This is a genomic window from Arthrobacter sp. ASL1, from assembly GCF_056680475.1.
Genome location: NZ_CM155284.1, coordinates 2,453,022 through 2,472,072 on the forward strand (window position 1 = coordinate 2,453,022; position 19,051 = coordinate 2,472,072).

16 protein-coding genes are annotated in these 19,051 nt (G+C 67.1%); 9 read left to right on the forward strand and 7 right to left on the reverse strand.

Annotation, left to right across the window (positions count from 1 at the left end; genetic code table 11):
* Positions 1–11 precede the first annotated feature (11 nt).
* From AC1MEQ_RS11625 to AC1MEQ_RS11635, 3 genes are read right to left on the reverse strand one after another with little or no spacing between them, the layout of a single operon-like run.
* Positions 12–383 carry a maleylpyruvate isomerase family mycothiol-dependent enzyme gene (locus AC1MEQ_RS11625; protein ID WP_479790913.1) on the reverse strand — a complete coding sequence of 124 codons (372 nt, stop codon included), beginning with the start codon at positions 381–383 and terminating at the stop codon, positions 12–14.
* 48 nt (positions 384–431) lie between these two features.
* The gene (locus AC1MEQ_RS11630; RefSeq protein ID WP_479790915.1) at positions 432–1,157 is read right to left on the reverse strand and encodes an aspartate/glutamate racemase family protein; all 726 of its coding nucleotides are present in this window, start codon (positions 1,155–1,157) and stop codon (positions 432–434) included.
* A gap of 28 nt (positions 1,158–1,185) precedes the next feature.
* Positions 1,186–2,709 (reverse strand): NCS1 family nucleobase:cation symporter-1, encoded by a 1,524-nt coding sequence (locus tag AC1MEQ_RS11635; RefSeq protein WP_479790917.1) that lies wholly within the window; start codon positions 2,707–2,709, stop codon positions 1,186–1,188.
* A 304-nt stretch (positions 2,710–3,013) separates the two neighbouring features.
* On the opposite strand from AC1MEQ_RS11635, the gene AC1MEQ_RS11640 reads away from it, so the two are divergent.
* From AC1MEQ_RS11640 to allB, 4 genes are all read left to right on the forward strand, one after another.
* Positions 3,014–3,805 (forward strand): hydroxypyruvate isomerase family protein, encoded by a 792-nt coding sequence (locus AC1MEQ_RS11640; protein WP_479790919.1) that lies wholly within the window; start codon positions 3,014–3,016, stop codon positions 3,803–3,805.
* Positions 3,806–3,842: 37 nt separating this feature from the next.
* Positions 3,843–4,760, forward strand: a complete 918-nt coding sequence (locus AC1MEQ_RS11645) for a 2-hydroxy-3-oxopropionate reductase (protein ID WP_479790921.1) — start codon at positions 3,843–3,845, stop codon at positions 4,758–4,760.
* A 136-nt stretch (positions 4,761–4,896) separates the two neighbouring features.
* Positions 4,897–6,708, forward strand: a complete 1,812-nt coding sequence (gene gcl / locus AC1MEQ_RS11650; RefSeq protein WP_479790923.1) for a glyoxylate carboligase — start codon at positions 4,897–4,899, stop codon at positions 6,706–6,708.
* 34 nt (positions 6,709–6,742) lie between these two features.
* On the forward strand, positions 6,743–8,128 hold the full coding sequence (gene allB, locus AC1MEQ_RS11655) for an allantoinase AllB (RefSeq protein ID WP_479790925.1): 1,386 nt from the start codon (positions 6,743–6,745) through the stop codon (positions 8,126–8,128).
* Between the two features lie 48 nt (positions 8,129–8,176).
* On the opposite strand, the gene AC1MEQ_RS11660 is transcribed toward allB, so the two are convergent.
* The gene (locus AC1MEQ_RS11660) at positions 8,177–8,767 is read right to left on the reverse strand and encodes a CGNR zinc finger domain-containing protein (protein WP_479790927.1); all 591 of its coding nucleotides are present in this window, start codon (positions 8,765–8,767) and stop codon (positions 8,177–8,179) included.
* Positions 8,768–8,851: 84 nt separating this feature from the next.
* On the opposite strand from AC1MEQ_RS11660, the gene AC1MEQ_RS11665 reads away from it, so the two are divergent.
* Positions 8,852–9,919, forward strand: a complete 1,068-nt coding sequence (locus AC1MEQ_RS11665; protein ID WP_479790929.1) for an LLM class flavin-dependent oxidoreductase — start codon at positions 8,852–8,854, stop codon at positions 9,917–9,919.
* A 139-nt stretch (positions 9,920–10,058) separates the two neighbouring features.
* Positions 10,059–10,613, forward strand: coding sequence for an isochorismatase family protein (locus tag AC1MEQ_RS11670; RefSeq protein WP_479796116.1), 555 nt, complete (start codon positions 10,059–10,061; stop codon positions 10,611–10,613).
* Positions 10,614–10,822: 209 nt separating this feature from the next.
* Here AC1MEQ_RS11670 and AC1MEQ_RS11675 read toward each other — a convergent pair whose 3' ends face one another.
* The 3 genes from AC1MEQ_RS11675 to AC1MEQ_RS11685 all read right to left on the reverse strand — a co-directional run bounded on the left by AC1MEQ_RS11675 (position 10,823) and on the right by AC1MEQ_RS11685 (position 14,180).
* Positions 10,823–12,577, reverse strand: coding sequence for an IS1634 family transposase (locus tag AC1MEQ_RS11675; protein WP_479790931.1), 1,755 nt, complete (start codon positions 12,575–12,577; stop codon positions 10,823–10,825).
* A 136-nt stretch (positions 12,578–12,713) separates the two neighbouring features.
* Complete coding sequence (locus AC1MEQ_RS11680; protein ID WP_479790933.1) at positions 12,714–13,100, reverse strand: DUF1304 domain-containing protein; 387 nt, start codon at positions 13,098–13,100, stop codon at positions 12,714–12,716.
* A 603-nt stretch (positions 13,101–13,703) separates the two neighbouring features.
* Positions 13,704–14,180: a peroxiredoxin gene (locus tag AC1MEQ_RS11685; RefSeq protein WP_479790935.1), complete on the reverse strand. Its 477-nt coding sequence runs from the start codon at positions 14,178–14,180 to the stop codon at positions 13,704–13,706.
* A 219-nt stretch (positions 14,181–14,399) separates the two neighbouring features.
* Between AC1MEQ_RS11685 and AC1MEQ_RS11690 the strand changes: the two genes are divergently transcribed.
* From AC1MEQ_RS11690 to AC1MEQ_RS11700, 3 genes are all read left to right on the forward strand, one after another.
* Entirely contained in the window at positions 14,400–16,133 is a 1,734-nt protein-coding gene (locus AC1MEQ_RS11690) for an ABC transporter ATP-binding protein (protein ID WP_479790937.1), read from the forward strand.
* Positions 16,134–16,277: 144 nt separating this feature from the next.
* Positions 16,278–18,317: an ABC transporter ATP-binding protein gene (locus AC1MEQ_RS11695; protein WP_479796117.1), complete on the forward strand. Its 2,040-nt coding sequence runs from the start codon at positions 16,278–16,280 to the stop codon at positions 18,315–18,317.
* 58 nt (positions 18,318–18,375) lie between these two features.
* The gene (locus AC1MEQ_RS11700; RefSeq protein WP_479790939.1) at positions 18,376–19,038 is read left to right on the forward strand and encodes a pentapeptide repeat-containing protein; all 663 of its coding nucleotides are present in this window, start codon (positions 18,376–18,378) and stop codon (positions 19,036–19,038) included.
* Positions 19,039–19,051 lie beyond the last annotated feature (13 nt).

Consider the following 19,051-nt stretch of genomic DNA (forward strand, 5'->3'; position numbering starts at 1 on the left):
GCCGGGACCCGTCAGGTCCGCGGCAGCCGGATGTCCTGCTGGTGGATCAGGCCGCCGACCAGACCGACTCGGCCCCCGAAACGTGCCGTGGATCCCCGCGGATCGAGGTGGTCGCGGAGGAACGCCAGCAGCGCGTCGGGGCTCATATCCCGGTATTCCGCCAGAGCGGCGTCGTTAAGCCGCTGCGGGCGGAAGCGGGCGTGGCCCAACCGGTTCAGCAGATCGGCCGGGCCGTGCTCCTCGTAGCTGACGATGTGGGCGACCACCTCGCGCACGTTCCAGCCGGCGCACAGGCTGGGGGACTCCCACTGTTCTGGCCGCAGTGTGGCGAGGAATCGGGCCAATTCCGATCGCTCGGCCCGGGCCATGGCCATGACGTCCATGCCTGCTCCTTCATCGAACGATTCGGGGCGGAACCGACCGCGGTCCGGCTAATCTACCGTGAACGGCCACCCGGTGACCTGCTTGGGCCGTGGCGGGGCGTAGGTGCGGACCTTGGAGGTCTTCAGGCCCATCCGCACCAGCGATTCGGTGATGCCGACTGCGGAGCGGACCCCGTCGACGATCGGCACCCCGGTGGCCGCGGCGACGGCCTCCTCGAGTTCGGCCATGCCACCGCAGCCCAGGCAGATGACCTCGGCCTTGTCCTGCTCGACGGCGAGGCGCGATTGCTCGGCGATGGCCGTGACGGCCCGCTCGGGATCGGACTCCAACTCCAGCACGCCCAGGCCGCTGGCCCGCACCGACGCGCAGCGGTCGTCGAGCCCGGCCAGCTTGAGCCGATCCTCGATTAAGGGCACGGTCCGGTCCAGCGTGGTCACCACCGAGTAGCGGTGGCCCAGGAACATGGCGGTGGTGGCGGCGGCCTCGGTGATGTCCACGACCGGGACCTCGAGCAGTTCCTGCAGGCCCTCGCGGCCGTGTTCGCCGTAGCCGGCCTGGATGACGGCGTCGTACTCGCCCTCGTACCGCTGGACGGCGTCCATCACCCCCAGGGCCGCGAGATAGCTCTCGAAGTTCCCCTCGCAGCTCTCGGCACCGAACCGCGGGGTCAGTTCCACGATCTCGGTCCCCGCGGAGGCCGCCGAGCGGGCGGAATCGCCGATCGCACGGGTCATGGAGGCGGTGGTGTTCACGTTGACGACGAGGATGCGCATGAGTGCCTGCCTTTCGGTACGAGTGGATTCAGTGCGAGGGGGTGATGGCGATGTCCTCGCCGCTGACGTCGTCGTACTCTTTTCCGCGGGGAGCCACCAGCAGGTAGACCACCGAACCGACGGCGGCACCGATGAACCAGGAAAAGTGCGAGACCACGGCGAACGCGGGGACGAATGCGAAGACCAGTGCCAGCACCGCCGCCGGGACCAGGGCGGCGATGGCCCGGCGGTTGAAGCCGCCGGTGAAGTAGTAGGTGGAGTGCCCGTGGTCGCGGTACAGGTCCGGGACGTTGATGCGGGTGCGGCGGATCAGCCAGTAGTCGGCCATGATGATGCCGAACAGCGGGCCCAGCAGTGCGCCGAGGCCGCCGAGGAAGTACGTGATGACCACCGGGTTGTTGTAGAGGTTCCAGGGCAGGATCACCAGGCCGATGACCCCGGAGATCAGCCCGGCCCGGCGGAAGTTCAGCACCTTCGGGAAGAGGTTGTTCAGCGCGTAGATCGGGGCCACGAAGTTCGCCATGAGGTTCACCGCAATGGTCAGCACCAGCAGCGCCAGGCAGGCGGCGGAGAGCAGGAACGTGTTCGGGATGGCCTGCACGATGTCAGCGGGGCTCTCGATCACGCGGCCGTCGATGCGGAACTGGGCTCCGGCGAGCACGACGACGATGCCCCCGAAGAGGAGCATGTTCAGCGGGATGCCGAAGAAGTTGCCGCGCACGATGGAGCCCTTGGAGCGGGCGCTGCGGGTGAAGTCGCAGAAGTTCAGCACGAACGTCGAGTAGATGGCCACCCAGAGGGCGCCGCCGCCGAGGATGGTCAGCCACATGTCCAGGCCGGTCTTCGATTCCGGGGTGGTCCAGGCGATCGCCCCACCGGCGCGGGCGAACATCCAGATGGCCAGCGCCGCCATGGTGACCAGGATGACCGGTCCGGCGAACGCCTCGTACTTGCGGATCATCTCCATGCCGTAGCTGACGATGACCAGCTGCAGGGCCCACAGGGCGACGAAGCTGATCCAACCCAACGTGGACAGGCCCAGAAACGAGTTGTTGTCCAGCCCGGCGGCGCCGGGGGCGATCGCGATGATCATGATGCGCAGCACCACGGAGGCCAGGTAGGTCTGGACGCCGAACCAGGCGACGGCGACGGACCCGCGGATCAGCGCCGGGATCTGGGCACCGCGGATGCCGAAGGCGATCCGGCTCATCACCGGGAACGGGACGCCGGTCTTCTCACCCATGAACCCGGAAAGATTCAGCAGCAGGAAGAGCAGGGCGGCGCCGACGGCGAGGGCGGTGAGGATCTGCCAGCCTCCGAGGCCGAGCGAGAACAGGCCGATGGCGAACGCGTAGTTGCCCAGGCTGTGCACATCGTTGGCCCAGAGGGTGAAGATGCTGTACGCGCTCCAGGTCCGACCCGTGCGGGTCGTCGGGGCGAGGTCCTCGTTGTAGAGGCCGGCGCTGAGATCGTGCGGATTGGAGGACTGCAGGTCGTGGCGGACCGGGGTGGACACAGGTGGTCCGGGGATTTCATCGCGCAGTGCGCTCATGGGGGTTGACCCTTCTATTCATGCCGGGAGCAGGGTGGAACGGCTGAGAGGGAGCGGCGTCGAAGATGGTGAGCGAGCGTCGTTGCTTCTCGTATGGCGGAAAAAAGATTTCAGAACGATGTGTTCGAGATAACACCTCCGGAACCGCTGCTGTCAATGGTTATCCAGTTCGTGACCGAAAAAACCCTGTCGCGAAGCCGGTTCTGCGCAACTCTTGACAGCGTCGTGTGACACTTCTAATGTTTTCAGTGTGCAGAAGAAAACTTCCACGATTCGGAATCAATCGTTTCGAAAGGACCATGCGATGTCGTACACCGTGAACTGCTCCATCCTGTTGACCGAGCTGCCGTTGCTCGAGCGTCCGGCCGCGGCCAAGAACGCGGGCTTCGACAACGTCGAGTTCTGGTGGCCCTTCGCCGAGGCCGTGCCGGCCGACGCCGACGTCCAGGCCTTCACCTCCGCCCTGGCCGACGCCGGGGTCCAGCTCACCGGGCTGAACTTCCTCGCAGGCGACATGCCGGCCGGGGATCGCGGCCTGGTTTCGTGGACCGGCCGCGAGGCCGAGTTCCGCGACAACGTCGACGTCGTCACCGCCATCGGCGAGGTGACGGGCTGCCGCGGATTCAATGCCCTCTACGGCAACCGCCTCGCCGGCGTCGAGGCAGCAGCGCAGGACGAGCTCGCCGTCGAGAACCTCGTCGCCGCAGCCCGCGGGATCGCCCGCATCGGCGGGACCGTCCTGCTCGAACCCGTCTCCGGCACTCCGGCCTACCCGCTGAAGACCGCCGCCGACACCCTGGATGTCATCACCGCGACCCGCACTGCCGGGGTGGAGAACGTCAAGCTGCTCGCCGATTTCTACCACCTGGCCGTCAACGGCGACGACGTCGACGCCGTCATCGAGGCCCACGCCCACGAATTCGGGCACATCCAGATCGCTGATAACCCCGGTCGCGGCGCCCCCGGAAGCGGGGAGCTGCCGTTGGGCGAATGGATCACCCGCAGCCGCGAACGCGGCTACCACGGCCCCATCGGGCTCGAATACAAGGCAGCAGCCGCCACGGCCTTCGACTGGCTCATCCGCCAGCCCGTGTAGTACCGGCTCACCACCCCAACTTCCCCAGGAGCACCACATGAGCACCACGAACATCGCCTTCATCGGCCTCGGCATCATGGGCCTGCCCATGGCCAAGAACCTCGCGGCCGCCGGCTTCCACGTCACCGGCTACAACCGCAGCCCGGAAAAAGCCGCCGACCTGGCGGCGCACGGCGGGCACGCCGCGGCGAACATCGCCGAGGCCGTCGCCGACGCCGACGTCATCATCACCATGGTCCCCGATTCGCCCGATGTCGAGGGCGTCGTGACCGGCGAGAGCGGCGTCTTCGCCCACGCGAAGGACGGCGCCCTGTGGATCGACAACTCCACCATCCGCCCCGACGTCGCCGTCGCGCTCGCCGAGGAGGCCCGTGCCGCCGGCCTTCGCCCGCTGGACGGACCCGTCTCCGGCGGTGAGCAGGGGGCCATCGACGCCGCGCTGTCGATCATGGTCGGAGGCGACAAGGCCGACTTCGACGATGCCTCACCGGTCCTCGCCGCCATCGGCAAGACGATCGTCCACGTCGGACCCTCCGGCTCCGGACAGACCGTCAAGGCCGCCAACCAGCTCATCGTCGCCGCCAACATCCAGGCGCTCTCGGAGGCCGTCGTCTTCCTCGAGGCGTACGGCGTCGATACGAGCGCGGCCCTGCAGGTCCTGGGCGGCGGACTGGCCGGTTCCAAGGTGCTGGACCAGAAGGGCCAGAAGATCCTGGACCGCAACTTCGACCCCGGCTTCCGCCTCGCCCTGCACCACAAGGACATGGGCATCGTCACCGCCGCCGCCCGCGAAGCCGGCGTCGTCCTGCCCCTCGGGGCGCTGGTCGCCCAGCTGGTGGCCTCCACCGTCGCCACCGGTGACGGCTCCCTGGACCACTCCGGGCTCTTCCGCGGCGTCGAACGTCTCTCCGGTGCCCCCAGCACGACGCCGGAACCGGCTCCCGCCGCCGGCTGACCCCACCTGCCTACCCCCTCGGCGGGTCCAGCCCCACCAGACCCGGCCGCCGGTACCTGTATTCGGCCCGTACCGGCGGCCGTACCACTTCACACCCTTTTCCAGCCCGCACCGCGGGCCTCCCAAGGAGATCACCATGACCACCATGCGCACCGTGGACGCCGTCGTCCTCATCCTCGAGAAGGAACGTGCCACCGAGGCCTTCGGCCTGCCCGGTGCCGCCATCAACCCGCTCTACTCCGCGATGAAGGCCCATGGTGGCATCCGCCACACGCTGGCCCGCCACGTCGAGGGCGCTTCCCATATGGCCGACGGGTACTCCCGTGCCGCCGCCGGGAACATCGGCGTCTGCCTGGGCACGTCCGGCCCCGCCGGCACCGACATGATCACCGGCCTCTACGCCGCCTGGGCCGACTCCGTGCCGATCCTGTGCATCACCGGCCAGGCGCCGGTGGCGAAGCTGCACAAGGAGGACTTCCAGGCCGTCGACATCGAGACGATCGCCCGCCCGCTGACCAAGCTGGCCTCCACTGTGCTCGAACCCGGGCAGGTCCCGGGGACCTTCCAGAAGGCGTTCCAGCTGATGCGCACCGGGCGCCCCGGACCCGTGCTGATCGACCTGCCGATCGACGTGCAGATGGCGCAGATCGAATTCGACATCGACGCCTACGAGCCGCTCGAGGTCTCCAAACCACGGGCCAGCCGCGCCCAGGCCAACAAGATCCTGGACCTGCTCACCGCGTCGGCGCACCCGCTGATCGTCGCCGGCGGTGGCATCGTCAATGCCGACGCCTCCGACGACCTGGTCCGCCTCGCCGAACTGCTCAATGTCCCCGTCGTCCCGACCCTGATGGGCTGGGGCGCCATCCCCGACGACCACCGCCTGATGGCCGGCATGGTCGGGCTGCAGACCCACCACCGATACGGCAACGCCAATTTCCTGGACTCCGACTTCGTCCTGGGCATCGGCAACCGCTGGGCCAACCGCCACACCGGCGGACTGGACACCTACCGTGCGGGCCGAAAGTTCGTGCACGTGGACGTCGAGCCGACCCAGATCGGCCGCGTCTTCTCACCGGACCTCGGGGTCGTCTCCGACGCCGGGGCAGCCCTCCAGGTCCTGCTCGAGGTCGCCGGGGAGCGCAAGGCTGCCGGCACGCTGCCCGACTACACCGTCTGGGCCGACACGACGACGGCCCGCAAGGGCGAGGGCCACCGCAAGACCAACTTCGACAACGTGCCGATCAAGCCGCAGCGCGTCTACCAGGAGATGAACACCGCCTTCGGCCGGGACACCACCTACGTCTCCACGATCGGCCTGAGCCAGATCGCCGGAGCCCAGATGCTGCATGTCTTCGGGCCGCGCCGCTGGATCAACGCCGGCCAGGCCGGGCCATTGGGCTGGACCGGCCCCGCCGCCCTGGGCGTGGTGCGTGGCAAGCCCGGCCAGCGGGTCGTCGCCCTGTCCGGGGACTACGACTTCCAGTTCATGATCGAGGAACTCGCAGTCGGCGCCCAGTTCAAGCTCCCCTACATCCACGTGGTGGTGAACAACTCCTACCTGGGCCTGATCCGCCAGTCGCAGCGCGGCTTCGAGATGGACTACCACGTGTCCTTGGCCTTCGACAATGTGAACTCCCCGGAGACCGAGGGGTATGGTGTGGATCACGTCAAGGTGGCCGAGGGATTGGGCTGCAAGGCGGTCCGCGTCACGGACCCGGAGAAGTTGGCCGATGGTTTCGCGGAAGCGGGGCGGCTGGCCGAGGAGTTCTCCGTGCCCGTCGTCGTCGAGGTCATCCTGGAGCGCATCACCAACATCTCCATGGGCACCGAACTGGACAACGTCAACGAGTTCGAGGACCTGGCGGTGGACGCAGCGGATGCCCCCACGTCCCTGGTCCCGCTGGCCGCGTCACCGACCCAGGTGCCCGTCGGCGCCACCGCCTAGCACCGTCCGCAGCGCACACGAAGGAGTGGAAGCCATGGGAAGCAGCCCCAGCAACACGACCACGGCCGGCACCGCCGAAGCCACCGGGACCTACGATCTGGTCGTGCGCGGCGAGCGCGTCGCGCTACCGGAGGGCATCGGCCCGGCAGAGGTGGGCATCAGTGGCGGGAGGATCACCGCCGTGGTGCCCCTCGGCGAGGCATTGGCCGGGGGGGACGTCATCGACCTGGCCCCCGGCCAGGTCCTGATCCCCGGGCTCGTCGACACGCACGTGCACGTCAACGAGCCGGGCCGCACCGAGTGGGAGGGCTTCGACTCCGCCACCCGGGCCGCCGCCGCCGGCGGGGTGACGACGCTGATCGACATGCCGCTGAACTCCATCCCGCCCACAGTTGACGTCGAGGCGCTCGGGCTCAAGCGCGAGGTCGCGGCGGGCCAGGCCCACATCGACGTCGGCTTCTGGGGCGGCGCCATCCCGGGAAACCGCGGCCAGCTGCGCAAGCTCCACGACGAGGGCGTCTACGGATTCAAGTGCTTCCTGCTGCACTCCGGCGTCGACGAGTTCCCCGCGTTGGAGCCCGAGGAGATGGAAGCGGACATGGCCGAGTTGGCCGGGTTCGACGGGCTGATGATTGTCCACGCCGAGGACGCCCACACCATCGACGCCGCCCCGCACCAGGGCGGCCGCGCCTACTCGGACTTCCTGGCCTCCCGGCCGCGTGACGCCGAGAACCGGGCCATCCAGCGGGTCATCGACGCCGCCCGGCGCACCGGGGCCCGCGCGCACATCCTGCACCTGTCCTCCTCCGACTCGCTGCCGGTGATCGCCGCCGCCAAGGCCGAGGGCATCCGCCTGACGGTGGAGACCTGCCCGCACTACCTCACGCTGCTCTCCGAGGAGATCGCGGATGGGGCGACCGCGTTCAAGTGCTGCCCGCCGATCCGTGAGGACGCCAACCGCGAACTGCTGTGGCAGGGGCTCATCGACGGGACGATCGACTTCATTGTCTCGGACCATTCGCCCTCCACGGTGGACCTCAAGGAGGTTGAATCCGGGGATTTCGGCACCGCCTGGGGTGGGGTGGCCTCGCTGCAGCTGGGCCTGTCGCTGATCTGGACCGAGGCACGACGGCGGGGCGTCACCCTGGAGACCGTGCTGGGCTGGATGTCCCGCAACCCCGCGGAACTGGCCGGGCTCGAGGGCAAGGGCCGGCTCGAGGTCGGGGCCGACGCCGACTTCGCCATCTTCTCCCCGGAGGACACCTACACGGTTGAGGTCGGATCGCTGTACCACCGCAACCCCATCTCGCCGTACCAGGGCAAGGAGCTCACCGGTAAGGTCTCCGGAACGTATGTGCGGGGAACGCAGGTCGATTTCACGACGCCGCACGGGAAGCTGCTGCGCCGCGGGGAGCGGTAGCGGTTTCATGCCGCGTAGCCGATGGCGTATCGGGGCACGGGCGTTGTCCTAGGCTTCGCTGCCCCGGTCGTGTTTGCGTGCGTAGGCACGTGCAGCCCGCACGCGGTCGCCGCAGCGAGTCGAGCACCATTGCCTGCGGGCATGGGTGCGCAGCAGGAACCTATCGCACGAGGAGGCCTCGCAGCGGCTGACCTGTGCGGCGAGTTCTCCCGTGAGCAGTCCGACGGCGTCTTCCGCGATGACCGCCATGGCGTGTTCGACGACCTGGGTCGCGGGGTGCGCCGCGATGCGGGTGAAGCCCGTGGTCGGATCGTGCCGTAGCAGCAGTGCCCCGGGGGCGCTGCTCAAGGCCTGGTTGATAGCCGTCAGCGCCCCGGGGTCGGGGGCGTCACCGGCCACATGTGCCTCGAACACCGCGCGAAGGTCATCGCGGAGTCCGGCCAGTCTGCTGCGGCAGTACTCCTGCACTGCGGCGTCCGGCGAGGCCAGGTCCCGCTGCACCATCCAAGCGGTCGCCGCCTCGGGACTGCTCAGCTCGTCAGAACGCCTGTCTCCGGGACGTTGCGCAGCGCTGTTGACCAGCGCGAGGCAGGGGTGGTCGTCTGACCCCGGTGCGGGCTGTAGTGGGAGATCTACCATGGTTGTCATGGTATCAGGTGATGTTTTCCGTGATAGCATTTTGTCACGAGAAAACATTACCTTTTCCATGAGAGTTGAGATTGCATGTCTACTGTTTCCCCATCCGGAGCCGCCCCTTTCGCCCTGTCCGTCCTTGCCAACGGCAGCACGGGGGTCGGGGTGACCGCCGTGGAGGGGCTCGAGCGAACCATCTCGCTCGCCCGGACAGCTGACCGGCGGGGATACCACCGGTTGTGGATGTCGGAGCACCACGCGATGGCCGCCACGGCGGTCTCCTCGCCGCAATTGATGGTCGCCCGGCTGGTTGGCGAAACCTCGAGCATTCGCCTGGGCGCGGGTGGCATCATGCTCCCTAACCACGCGCCGCTGGTGATCGCCGATCAGTTCGGGATGCTCGAGGCCCTGGCACCGGGGAGGATCGACCTCGGCCTGGGCCGCGCTCCCGGCACGGATGGGGCGACCGCGGCAGCGCTACGCCGTGGGGCAGAAGCCAACGACCAATTCCCACAACAGGTCATGGAACTGATGGGCTTCCTCGGTGATGATTTCCCGGAGGGACACCCATATCGAGACGTCCACGCCGTGCCGGGGCCGTGGCAGGCCGCCGAGAACCGCGTGCCCGTCTCGTCGACTGGACCGCAGATCTGGGTCCTGGGCTCCTCGCAGTACTCGGCCCTGCTGGCAGCGAAGCTGGGAAGGCCCTACGCGTTCGCTCTCCAGTTCGGCGACGCGGACGTGGACACCGCCCTGCGCATCTACCGTGAAAACTTCAGCCCCTCCGACACGCTTGCGGCACCACGCACGCTGGTCAGCGTCCCCGTGGCCATCGACGACGACCCCGGTGAGGCAAAAAGGCAGGCGGCAACCTCGGCCATGGCGATGCTGCGGATGTTCCAGCGCAAGGGCTATCTGCTGCTGCCGCCAGACGAGGTGGCCGCCTATGCTGCCGCCGCGCAGGAGCGGCAGATCATCGACTTGTATACGCACCGCAGCCTCCACGGAACTGCTGCCACCGTTGCCGACCGTCTCGAAGCCCTGCATGAACGCACCGGAGTCGACGAGGTCATGCTGGTGGTCGGTGGCCATTCGGCCACCCGCGACGAACGGGGGATCGAACTCATCGCAGACCACTACTCGCTGCCCGTCCACTGACCGCCCGAGGCCGGGCCACCCGCCACGTCGCCACCAACGCACCCCCGATCGAAAGAGAGACCCCCATGACCGCCCCACGCCGAGCCCTCATTGTCATCGACGCCCAACAGGAGTACTTTGACGGCCTGCTGCCCATCCAATACCCTCCCCGCGACGCCTCGATCGCCCGCATCCGAACTGCGATGGACACCGCCGATCAGGCCAGCATCCCGATGGTCGTCGTACAACACGAGCTCCCCGAAGGGGCCCCGTATTCGGGGCCGGTTCCGCCACGTGGCAGAACCACTCCCTCGTCGCCGAGCGGCAGGACGCGGCCGCGAAGCGCGTCTCCAAGGGCTTCGCCAGTGTCTTCGCCGGCACGGACCTTGAGTCCTGGCTGCGCGAGAACGACGTGGATACCCTCACGCTCGTCGGCTACCAGACGAACAACTGCGTGATCGCCTCCGCTGCCGCGGCCGAACCTCTCGGCTTCACCGTGGAGGTCATCTCCGACGCGACCGGCGCGATCGATCTGTCCAACGACGCCGGAGTTGCCGGAGCACGCCAGGTTCACGAGACGCTCATGGCATTGCTGCACTCAAACTGGGCAGCCGTTGCCGACACCGATGCCTGGACGTCCGCCGTGGCGGCCGGCGTGCCTCTGTCCAAGAGCGACTTGGTCACCTCCGCGGCCCACGGCCGAACCGCCGACTGACACCCCAGAGCGGTTCGCCCACCGGCTTCGCGAGGACGCCGGGCCCCGGCACATGTGGCTGGGCCGGGGGTCGACCCCCGGCCCCAACCGGACAGTTTTGTGGGTCGGTTCGCCGGGGTCGAGGACAGCTAGACTGAAGTTACGTTTGTCAGAACGCCAGGATCCCCGGATTGTCGGGGATCCTGGCGTTTTTGGTTCTGGGTGTCTGGCTACTTTCTGTGGTGTTGGGCGTGGTGGTCGATGAGGTCCATGGCCTTTTGCTGGCGGGGTGTGGGTAGGGAGAGTAGTTCGAAGGTCGTCTTGGTGCCGGGCACGTTGGTGGTGTTCCGGGTCCGTGTTGCCATGTGGGCCAGGAGGTCCTGGTAGCTGGTGTCGGTGGTTCCGTCGTCGAGTTTGCCGGTGCTGGCCTTGCGTGCCGCGGCTGCGGAGCGCTGGACCTTCGCGACGGGTTCCTCGGGTACGGGCCGGTTCTCGTCGGTGAATGTCAGTGGTGCCCAGGCGGTGCGCAGGTGCCAGGTGAGGTGGGCTGCGAGCATGCAGAGGAAGACGTGGGCGCGGGTGCGGTTCTCGGTGTGGTGGCGGATGGGGCGGATGCCCAGGTCCCGGGTTTTGAGGGTCTTGAAGACCTTTTCCACGTTGGCCAGGGACTTGTAGGTCCGCACCGTTTCGGGGGCGTCCATGTCCGTGGCGGGGACGTTGGTTCGGATGACGTAGATCCCGTCCAGGTCCGCTTCGCGCTTGATGGATTCGGTGTTGCGTACGTAGGTGAACTTCTCGTCGGTGATGCCCAGGTCGAAGTGCTTGGCCATGTTGTATTTGCCGACGGTCTTGCCGACCTTGACGCCGATCTTCCCTGCCGTGGTGAGCCGGCCTGCCGCCACGGCTTTCTTGATGGTTTCGAGTTGTTCCTCGGTGGCTTCGAGCAGGCTGGTGCGTTTGTGGGCGCGTTTTGCTGCCAGGGCGGGGTTGCGGCAGGCGATGAGGCGTTCGCCGGGGTACTTCGGGTGGCTGATCTCGGCGAGGTTCTGTTCATCGAACAGGCTCATCTGCAGGGGCCCGTCGTCCTCGGCGAGCTTCTGGATGTCGGTGTTGCGCAGGGCGGTGACCCAGCTGAACCGGGTGTCCTTTTTCAGGTCCTGGACCCGGGCGTTGGTGATCATTCCGCGGTCCCCGACCATGACCAGGTCCTGGACTCCGGAGAGGTCGTGGATCTCCTCGGCGATCTGGATGAACGCGGCCGGGTCCGCGGTGTTGCCGGGGAAGACCCGCACCGCGATGGGCAGTCCTGCCCGGGTGGCGAGCATGCCGTATTCGATTTGTTCGCAGCCGCGTTTCCTGTCCCTGGAGTAGCCGAATTTGGCCAGGGGGTTGTGGGTTCCGGTGACCCAGGAGGAGGAGAGGTCGAACAGCGCCAGGCCCCCGGGGTTGTCTTCGGGTCCGAGGTGGGTGCGGGCGAGTTGTTTTTCGATGCGTGGTTGCTGTTCGAGCAGCCAGTCCATCGCGGAGTAGAGATCATCGGCGCTGACCGGTCCGAGGTCGGTGCCCAGGGTCGTGTCGGCGAACCAGTTCAGGGTGGCGAGCTTGGAGGTCGGGTTGCAGATCCGTGCCGCGAGCAGGCCCATGACGAGGTCCCGGTGCCGGCAGGCGGGGCCGAGCAGGGCTTCGAAGCGCAGCGACCGGGCCATGGTGTAGACGGCGTCGAGGTGGCCGTGGGGCAGGGTGCGCAGGATCTGCATCCGGGCGGTCGCCTCCACCATGGTCTTGCCCTTCAGGGAGGCCTGCAGGTCCTTGATGGCGTGCTGGGGAAGGTAGGAGACGTTGCCCAGGGTCTCGTGCTTGACCTTCCCGCCGTCACGGTAGGAGCGGCGTATCAGTGCCGATTGGTACTCGACCTCGACGCCGGCCTTGTTGATCCGGTGAGAGGTGTTGATGGCTACGTGCATGGCCGGAGCGCCTTGTTTCATGACAACAAACTACTCCACCGAAATGGAAATTGGAAGAAGAATTCTCAACATTTTAGTGGCTACACATTTTGGTCTTAAAGGAAGAATTGCCCCGGAACCATGCGGTTCCGGAGCAATTCACTAACGTAACTTCAGGCTAGATGGCCTGTCCAATCAAGATGAACACCACCGCGAGCAAGGGAATGAGCCCTTGCTTCAATGCGGCGGACCGCTTGTCGGGGGAGGAGAGGAACAGCACCATGGCCGCTGCCGCCATGGACCCTTCGCCCACGTAGAGAAGGGCCGGACCGGCCGTGGCATGCCCGGTGGACGTCAGGACGACGCCGAGCGCCGCCACCACAGCCAGGAACAGGTTGTAGAAGCCCTGGTTGAAGGCCAGTTCCTTGGTGGCCACGGCTTGGTCGTGGGTGGTCCCGAAAGCCGCGCGGGCCTTCGGTGCCGTCCAGGCGATGGATTCCATGTAGAAGATGTAGACGTGCACGAGCGCCGCGATGGCCGCGAGCACCAATCCGGTCATAAGCATGCGGTGATCCTTCGCGTAGTGGGCCGTGGGAGTCAACACCCTATCCGGAGCTGCCCATCCCCGATGCCCAGCGTGCTACCGGCTTCATGCAGCCACGGATCCCCGGTTCTCGACCGGCCGACCCGGCCGATGAGTGCTTCCAGGTCGTTGGCGACGGCGGCCAACTATCCGGTGAGCTGGTGGCCACCGGAATCGTGGGTGCGCACGGCTGCTGGGGACCGGTCCTGGGGCTCATCGAGAGTCCGACGGGCACCACCGCATCCTCCCGGCAATGAGCGAGCAGGTCGGCACCTTCGAGGGCAGCGGGGCATGCGACGGAAGCGCATATTCGTCGACGCACCAACCGTTCGGGCTCCAGGTAGGTATTGCCAGGAGGACCATTCCCCCAGGGCGCATGCCCCCCGAACTTGCTGCCAGGTCGAGGAGCGCATTGGAGGCCCCGAACGGGTGGCCGTCGACGACCAGGTCACGGTCGTCGGCGCTCCGGTGGCGGTCCCAGGAGGCGCGCCATGCGCTGGCCGACATGGAGAGGATCCTCCTGCGCAGCCTTTTTACCCGAAGCGTTCTGCCCGAATGCGCCCCGAATGCGCCCCGGCGGGGCCCCTAGACCCTGAGCTCGTCGCGCAACCGCGCGACGTGGCCCTGGGCATCGACGTTGTACTCCGCCGACTTCACCGTGCCGTCCGGGTTCACCACGATCGTCGAGCGCAACGGTCCGGTGGAGACCTCCCCGTTGCGTTCCTTTTCGCCATAGGCTCCGTAGGCCTTCGCCGTGGCGTGGCCGGGGTCGGAGAGCAAGGGGAAGGTCAGGGACTCGTCGGCGGCGAAGGCCTGGAGGTCCTCCAGGGGGTCGGACGAGATCCCGACGACGTCGTAGCCCGCCGCGGCCAGGGACGACAGGTTGTCGCGGAAGTCGCACGCCTCGGTGGTGCAGCCCGGGGTGGCTGCCTTCGGGTAAAAGTAGACGACGGCGGAGCGGCCGGCGAAGTCCGAAAGGCTGACGGTGGTTCCCCGGGCGTCGGAGAGGCTGAAGGCGGGTGCCTTCTCGCCCGGCTGGAGCTGCTGCGTGGTCTCGGTCATGATGACTCCCTTGGCTGTCATATCGTGGTAGTTAATTTCCATTATACGAATATGGAAAGTGTTGGGTAGGGGTTCACCAAGAATCATCCGAACGACGGATTGAATTGTCCGAATGGCAGAGTAATGTTTTTAGTGTCCCGGACGGCTGCAGCCGCCCGGACCATACCCCGCCGACGCGATCCAGCCACCGGCGGAGCCTGTTCCGAAGGACTTTCCTGCATGCTGTTGCGCCTCATCCTCAACTATTCAAAACCCTACGCCCCGTGGATCATCGCGGTTCTGGTCTTCCAGCTTGCCACGACGATGGCCACCTTGTTCCTCCCCAGCCTCAACGCCCGCATCATCGACGAGGGCGTGACCAAGGGCAACACCGACTTCATCTGGCACACCGGCGCCATCATGCTCGCCGTGGCGTTCATCCAGGTGCTGACCGCAATCGCCGCCGTCTACTTCGGGGCCAAGACATCGATGGCCGTCGGACGCGATATCCGCCGCGGTGTCTTCCACTCGGTCGCCGGGTTCTCCGCTCGCGAGGTCAACCAGTTCGGCGCGCCGACGCTGATCACCCGCGGCACCAATGACGTCCAGCAGGTCCAGATGCTGGTGCTGATGGGCCTGAATTTCATGGTCTCGGCCCCGATCATGTGCGTGGGCGGCATCATCATGGCGTTGCGGGAGGACGCAGGTCTGTCCTGGCTTGTCTGGGTCTCGGTCCCGGTGCTGGTCATCATCGTCGGCATCCTCATCCGATTCCTCATGCCGCTGTTCCGCCTCATGCAGGACCGGATCGACAAGATCAACGGCGTGTTGCGCGAACAGATCATCGGCATCCGCGTGGTCCGCGCCTTCGTTCGCGAACCCTACGAGACCGAGCGCTTCCGCACCGCCAACGAACGCCTGACCGAGGTCGGCGTGAAAGTCGGCCAGCTCTTCGTGCTGATGTTCCCCATCATCGGCATGATCCTGCATCTGGCCACTGCCGCGGTGCTGTGGTTCGGCGGCCATCGTGTGGCGGACGGCAACATGGAGGTCGGCTCCCTGACCGCCTTCCTGCAGTACCTCCTGCAAATCCTCATGGCCGTCATGATGGGCACGTTCATGGCCATGATGATCCCGCGCGCTGCGGTCTGCGCCGAGCGCATCGACGAGGTCCTGAACGTCGAGCCCTCGCTGCGCGACCCCGAAACCCCGGCGCCCGATGCCCCGATGCGCGGCGTCGTGGAATTCCGCGGCGTCTCCTTCGGGTACCCCGGAGCCGAGGAGCCCGTCCTGAAGAACCTGGACTTCACCGCCGAACCCGGCCAGATGACCGCGATCATCGGCTCCACCGGTGCCGGCAAGACCACTTTGCTGAACCTGATCCCCCGCCTGTACGACGCCGATGCCGGCCAGGTGCTCATCGATGGCATCCGGGTCTCCAGCCTCACCCGCGACCAGCTCTCCGAGCGGATCGCCTCCGTGCCGCAGCGGCCGTACCTGTTCTCCGGCACGGTCGGCTCCAACCTGCGCTTTGGCGCCCAGGATGCGACCGATGAGCAATTGTGGGAAGCCCTGCGGATTGCCCAAGCCGAGAACTTCGTGCACGCCAAGCAAGGCGGGCTCGAGTCCGCGATCGCCCAGGGCGGCACCAACGTCTCGGGTGGCCAGCGCCAGCGGCTGTGCATCGCCCGCGCCCTGGCGGCCCGACCCAAGGTCTACCTCTTCGACGACTCGTTCTCGGCGCTGGACGTTTCCACCGACGCGCGCCTGCGGGCGGCACTGAAGGGCACCACCCGCGATGCGACGGTCATCATCGTCGCCCAACGCGTTTCCACCATCATCGAGGCCGACCAGATCCTGGTGCTTGACGACGGCGAGATCGTGGACCGCGGCACGCACGAGGAGCTGTTGGCATCCTCGGAGACCTACCAGGAAATCGTCGAATCCCAGATCAGCGCGGAGGAGGTGGCCTAGATGGCACGCAACGACAAGCGCGCACGCCGCTCGCCGCAGAAACCGGGCGAGGCGGCAGACGCGACGCCGCAGGAAGCAGCAGCCCAGGGTGCAGGCCCGGTAGCGGTGGACACCGCCGTCGCGCCCGACGAGGAATTCGCGGACATGTCGATGGACGACGGTTTCGGCGGACAACAGTCGGTGCGCAAGGCCAAGCAGTTCTGGCCTTCCGCCAAGCGCCTCGTGGGCCTGCTGGCCCCCGAGAAGGCGGGCATCGCCGTCGTTCTGCTGTTCGTCACCGCAGGCGTCGTGCTCAACGTCATCGCCCCGAAGATCCTCGGCAGGGCCATGGACGTCATCTTCTCCGGCGCCATCGGCGCCCAGATGCCTGCCGGGGCGACGAAGGAGCAGGTCGTCCAGGGGCTGCAGGCCCAGGGGCAGGACAATCTTGCCGACATGCTGGGCCGGATGAACCTGGTTCCCGGCGTCGGGATCGACTTTCACGAGCTGGGCATCATCATCTCGATCGTGGTGGCCATGTACTTCGTATCCAACGTGTTCATGTGGGCGCAGGGTTTCCTGTTGAACACGCTCGTCATGCGCGTGGTCTACAAGCTGCGCAAGGACGTCGAGGACAAGCTCAACCGGCTGCCACTGAACTATTTCGACACCCGCCAACGCGGCGACCTGCTCTCGCGGGTGACCAATGACGTGGACAACATCCAGACGGCGCTGCAGCAGGCGTTCTCCCAACTGATCCAGTCCGTGCTGACCGTCATCGGCATCGTCATCATGATGTTCATCGTTTCCTGGCAGCTGGCGCTCATCGCGTTGGTCGCGCTCCCGCTGTCCGCCGTGGCGGCCGCGGTCATCGGCGGCAGGGCGCAGGGGTTGTTCGCCGCCCAGTGGAAATCCACCGGGTCGCTGAACGGGCAGATCGAGGAATCCTTCTCCGGGCACGACCTGATGAAGGTCTTCGGCCGCGAGGACGATTCGGTGGCACGCTTCGACGAGCGCAACGAGGAACTCTACAAGGCCTCCTTTGGCGCCCAGTTCGTCTCCGGCACGATCTTCCCGGTCATGCAGTTCATCTCCTACTTGGCCTACGTGGGAATCGCCGTCGTTGGCGGGTTGCGCGTGGCCTCGGGGCAGATGAGCCTGGGCGACGCGACCGCGTTCATCCAGTACTCGCGCGAGTTCACCCAGCCGCTGGGCCAGATCGCCGGCATGGCCAACCAGGTCCAGTCCGGTGTCGCCTCGGCCGAGCGCACGTTCGAGTTGCTCGACGCCGAGGAGCAGGACCCCGAAACTGCGACGGCCCACCTGGCCGCCCGCACCGAGGGCCACGTCGAGTTCAACGGCGTCACGTTCTCCTACGACCCGGCCAAGCCGCTCATCGAGGACCTCTCCTTCGAGGCGCACCCGGGCCACACCGTCGCCATCGTCGGTCCGACCGGCGCCGGCAAGACGACCCTGGTGAACCTGGTGATGCGCTTCTACGAGCTCGACGGCGGGAACATCACCCTGGACGGGGTGGACATCACCGCGCTCTCGCGCGCCGAACTGCGCTCGAAGGTCGGCATGGTGCTGCAGGACGCCTGGCTGTTCAACGGCTCCATCATGGACAACATCCGCTATGGCCGCCTCGACGCCACCGACGAGGAGGTCTACGAGGCGGCCCGCGCCACCTACGTCGACCGCTTCGTGAAGGCGCTGCCGGATGGTTACGACTCGATCATCGACGACGAGGGCACCAACGTCTCCGCCGGCGAGAAGCAGCTGATCACCATCGCCCGCGCCTTTTTGGCAAATCCCTCGCTGCTCATCCTCGACGAGGCCACCTCCTCGGTCGATACGCGCACCGAGGTGCTGGTCCAGCACGCCATGGCGGCGCTGCGCACCGACCGGACCAGCTTCGTGATCGCCCACCGCCTGTCGACGATCCGCGACGCCGACACCATCCTGGTGATGGAGGCCGGCCGGATCGTCGAGCAGGGGGACCACGAGGCACTGCTCCAGGCACGCGGGGCCTACCACCGCCTGTACATGTCCCAGTTCGCCGGGCCGGCGGAGGACCCGGATGCGGAGGCCGACGCCGACGCCGCGGCGGCCACTCCTGCAGGAGTCGCCGCCGGAATGGGCGCACAGGGTGGGGCTCCCGCGGGCGACACCGAGGGCCCATCGGCTCCAGGAACTGCGACCTGACCCTCGGTCTCGGCGGGGGCGTTCCGTCGTGATGGCCCGCTGCCGGTAGCATCGGCGGATGACACAGAGCCCGGCCCCTCGTCCTCCCCGCCTCCCCGCCTTTGACGCTCCGGAGTCCCGCCCAGCCGGGGACCTCACCGCAGTGGACCTGGACGGACGCAGCGACGGGCTGCTCTTCGACTCCGACGACGCGGACGGCCAGGATCTGGAGGACACCGTCTTCACGGACTGCACGTTGCGCCGGGTCTCGTTCCAGGGGGCCGAGTTGAACCGTGCCACGTTCGGCAACTGCGAGATCGCCGACCTCTCCGCTGCCTCCCTGCGCGCACCCGAAAGCGGCTGGTGGAACACCCGCCTCGAGCGGACACGCATTGGATCGGCCGAGCTGCATGGGGCCAACCTCCGCGCGGTCCTCTTCGATGGCGGGAAGCTGGACCTCGTGAACCTGCGCGGATCCAAACTGCGCGACGTCGTCTTCCGCTCGCTGATCATCGACGAACTGGATCTGGGCGACGTCCAGGCCGAGCGCGTCGCCTTCGAGGACTGCCGCATCGGAATGCTCGCCCTCCATGGCGCCCGGCTCAAGGACGTTGATCTGCGGGGAGCCGCCCTGGCCGGGGTGGCCGGGGTGGCCGGTTTGCGCGGAGCGACCGTCGGAGAGCTCCAGCTCCAGGACCTTGCGCCCCTGCTGGCCGCCGAAGCCGGGCTGCGGGTCCTCTAACGTTCGCTAGGCT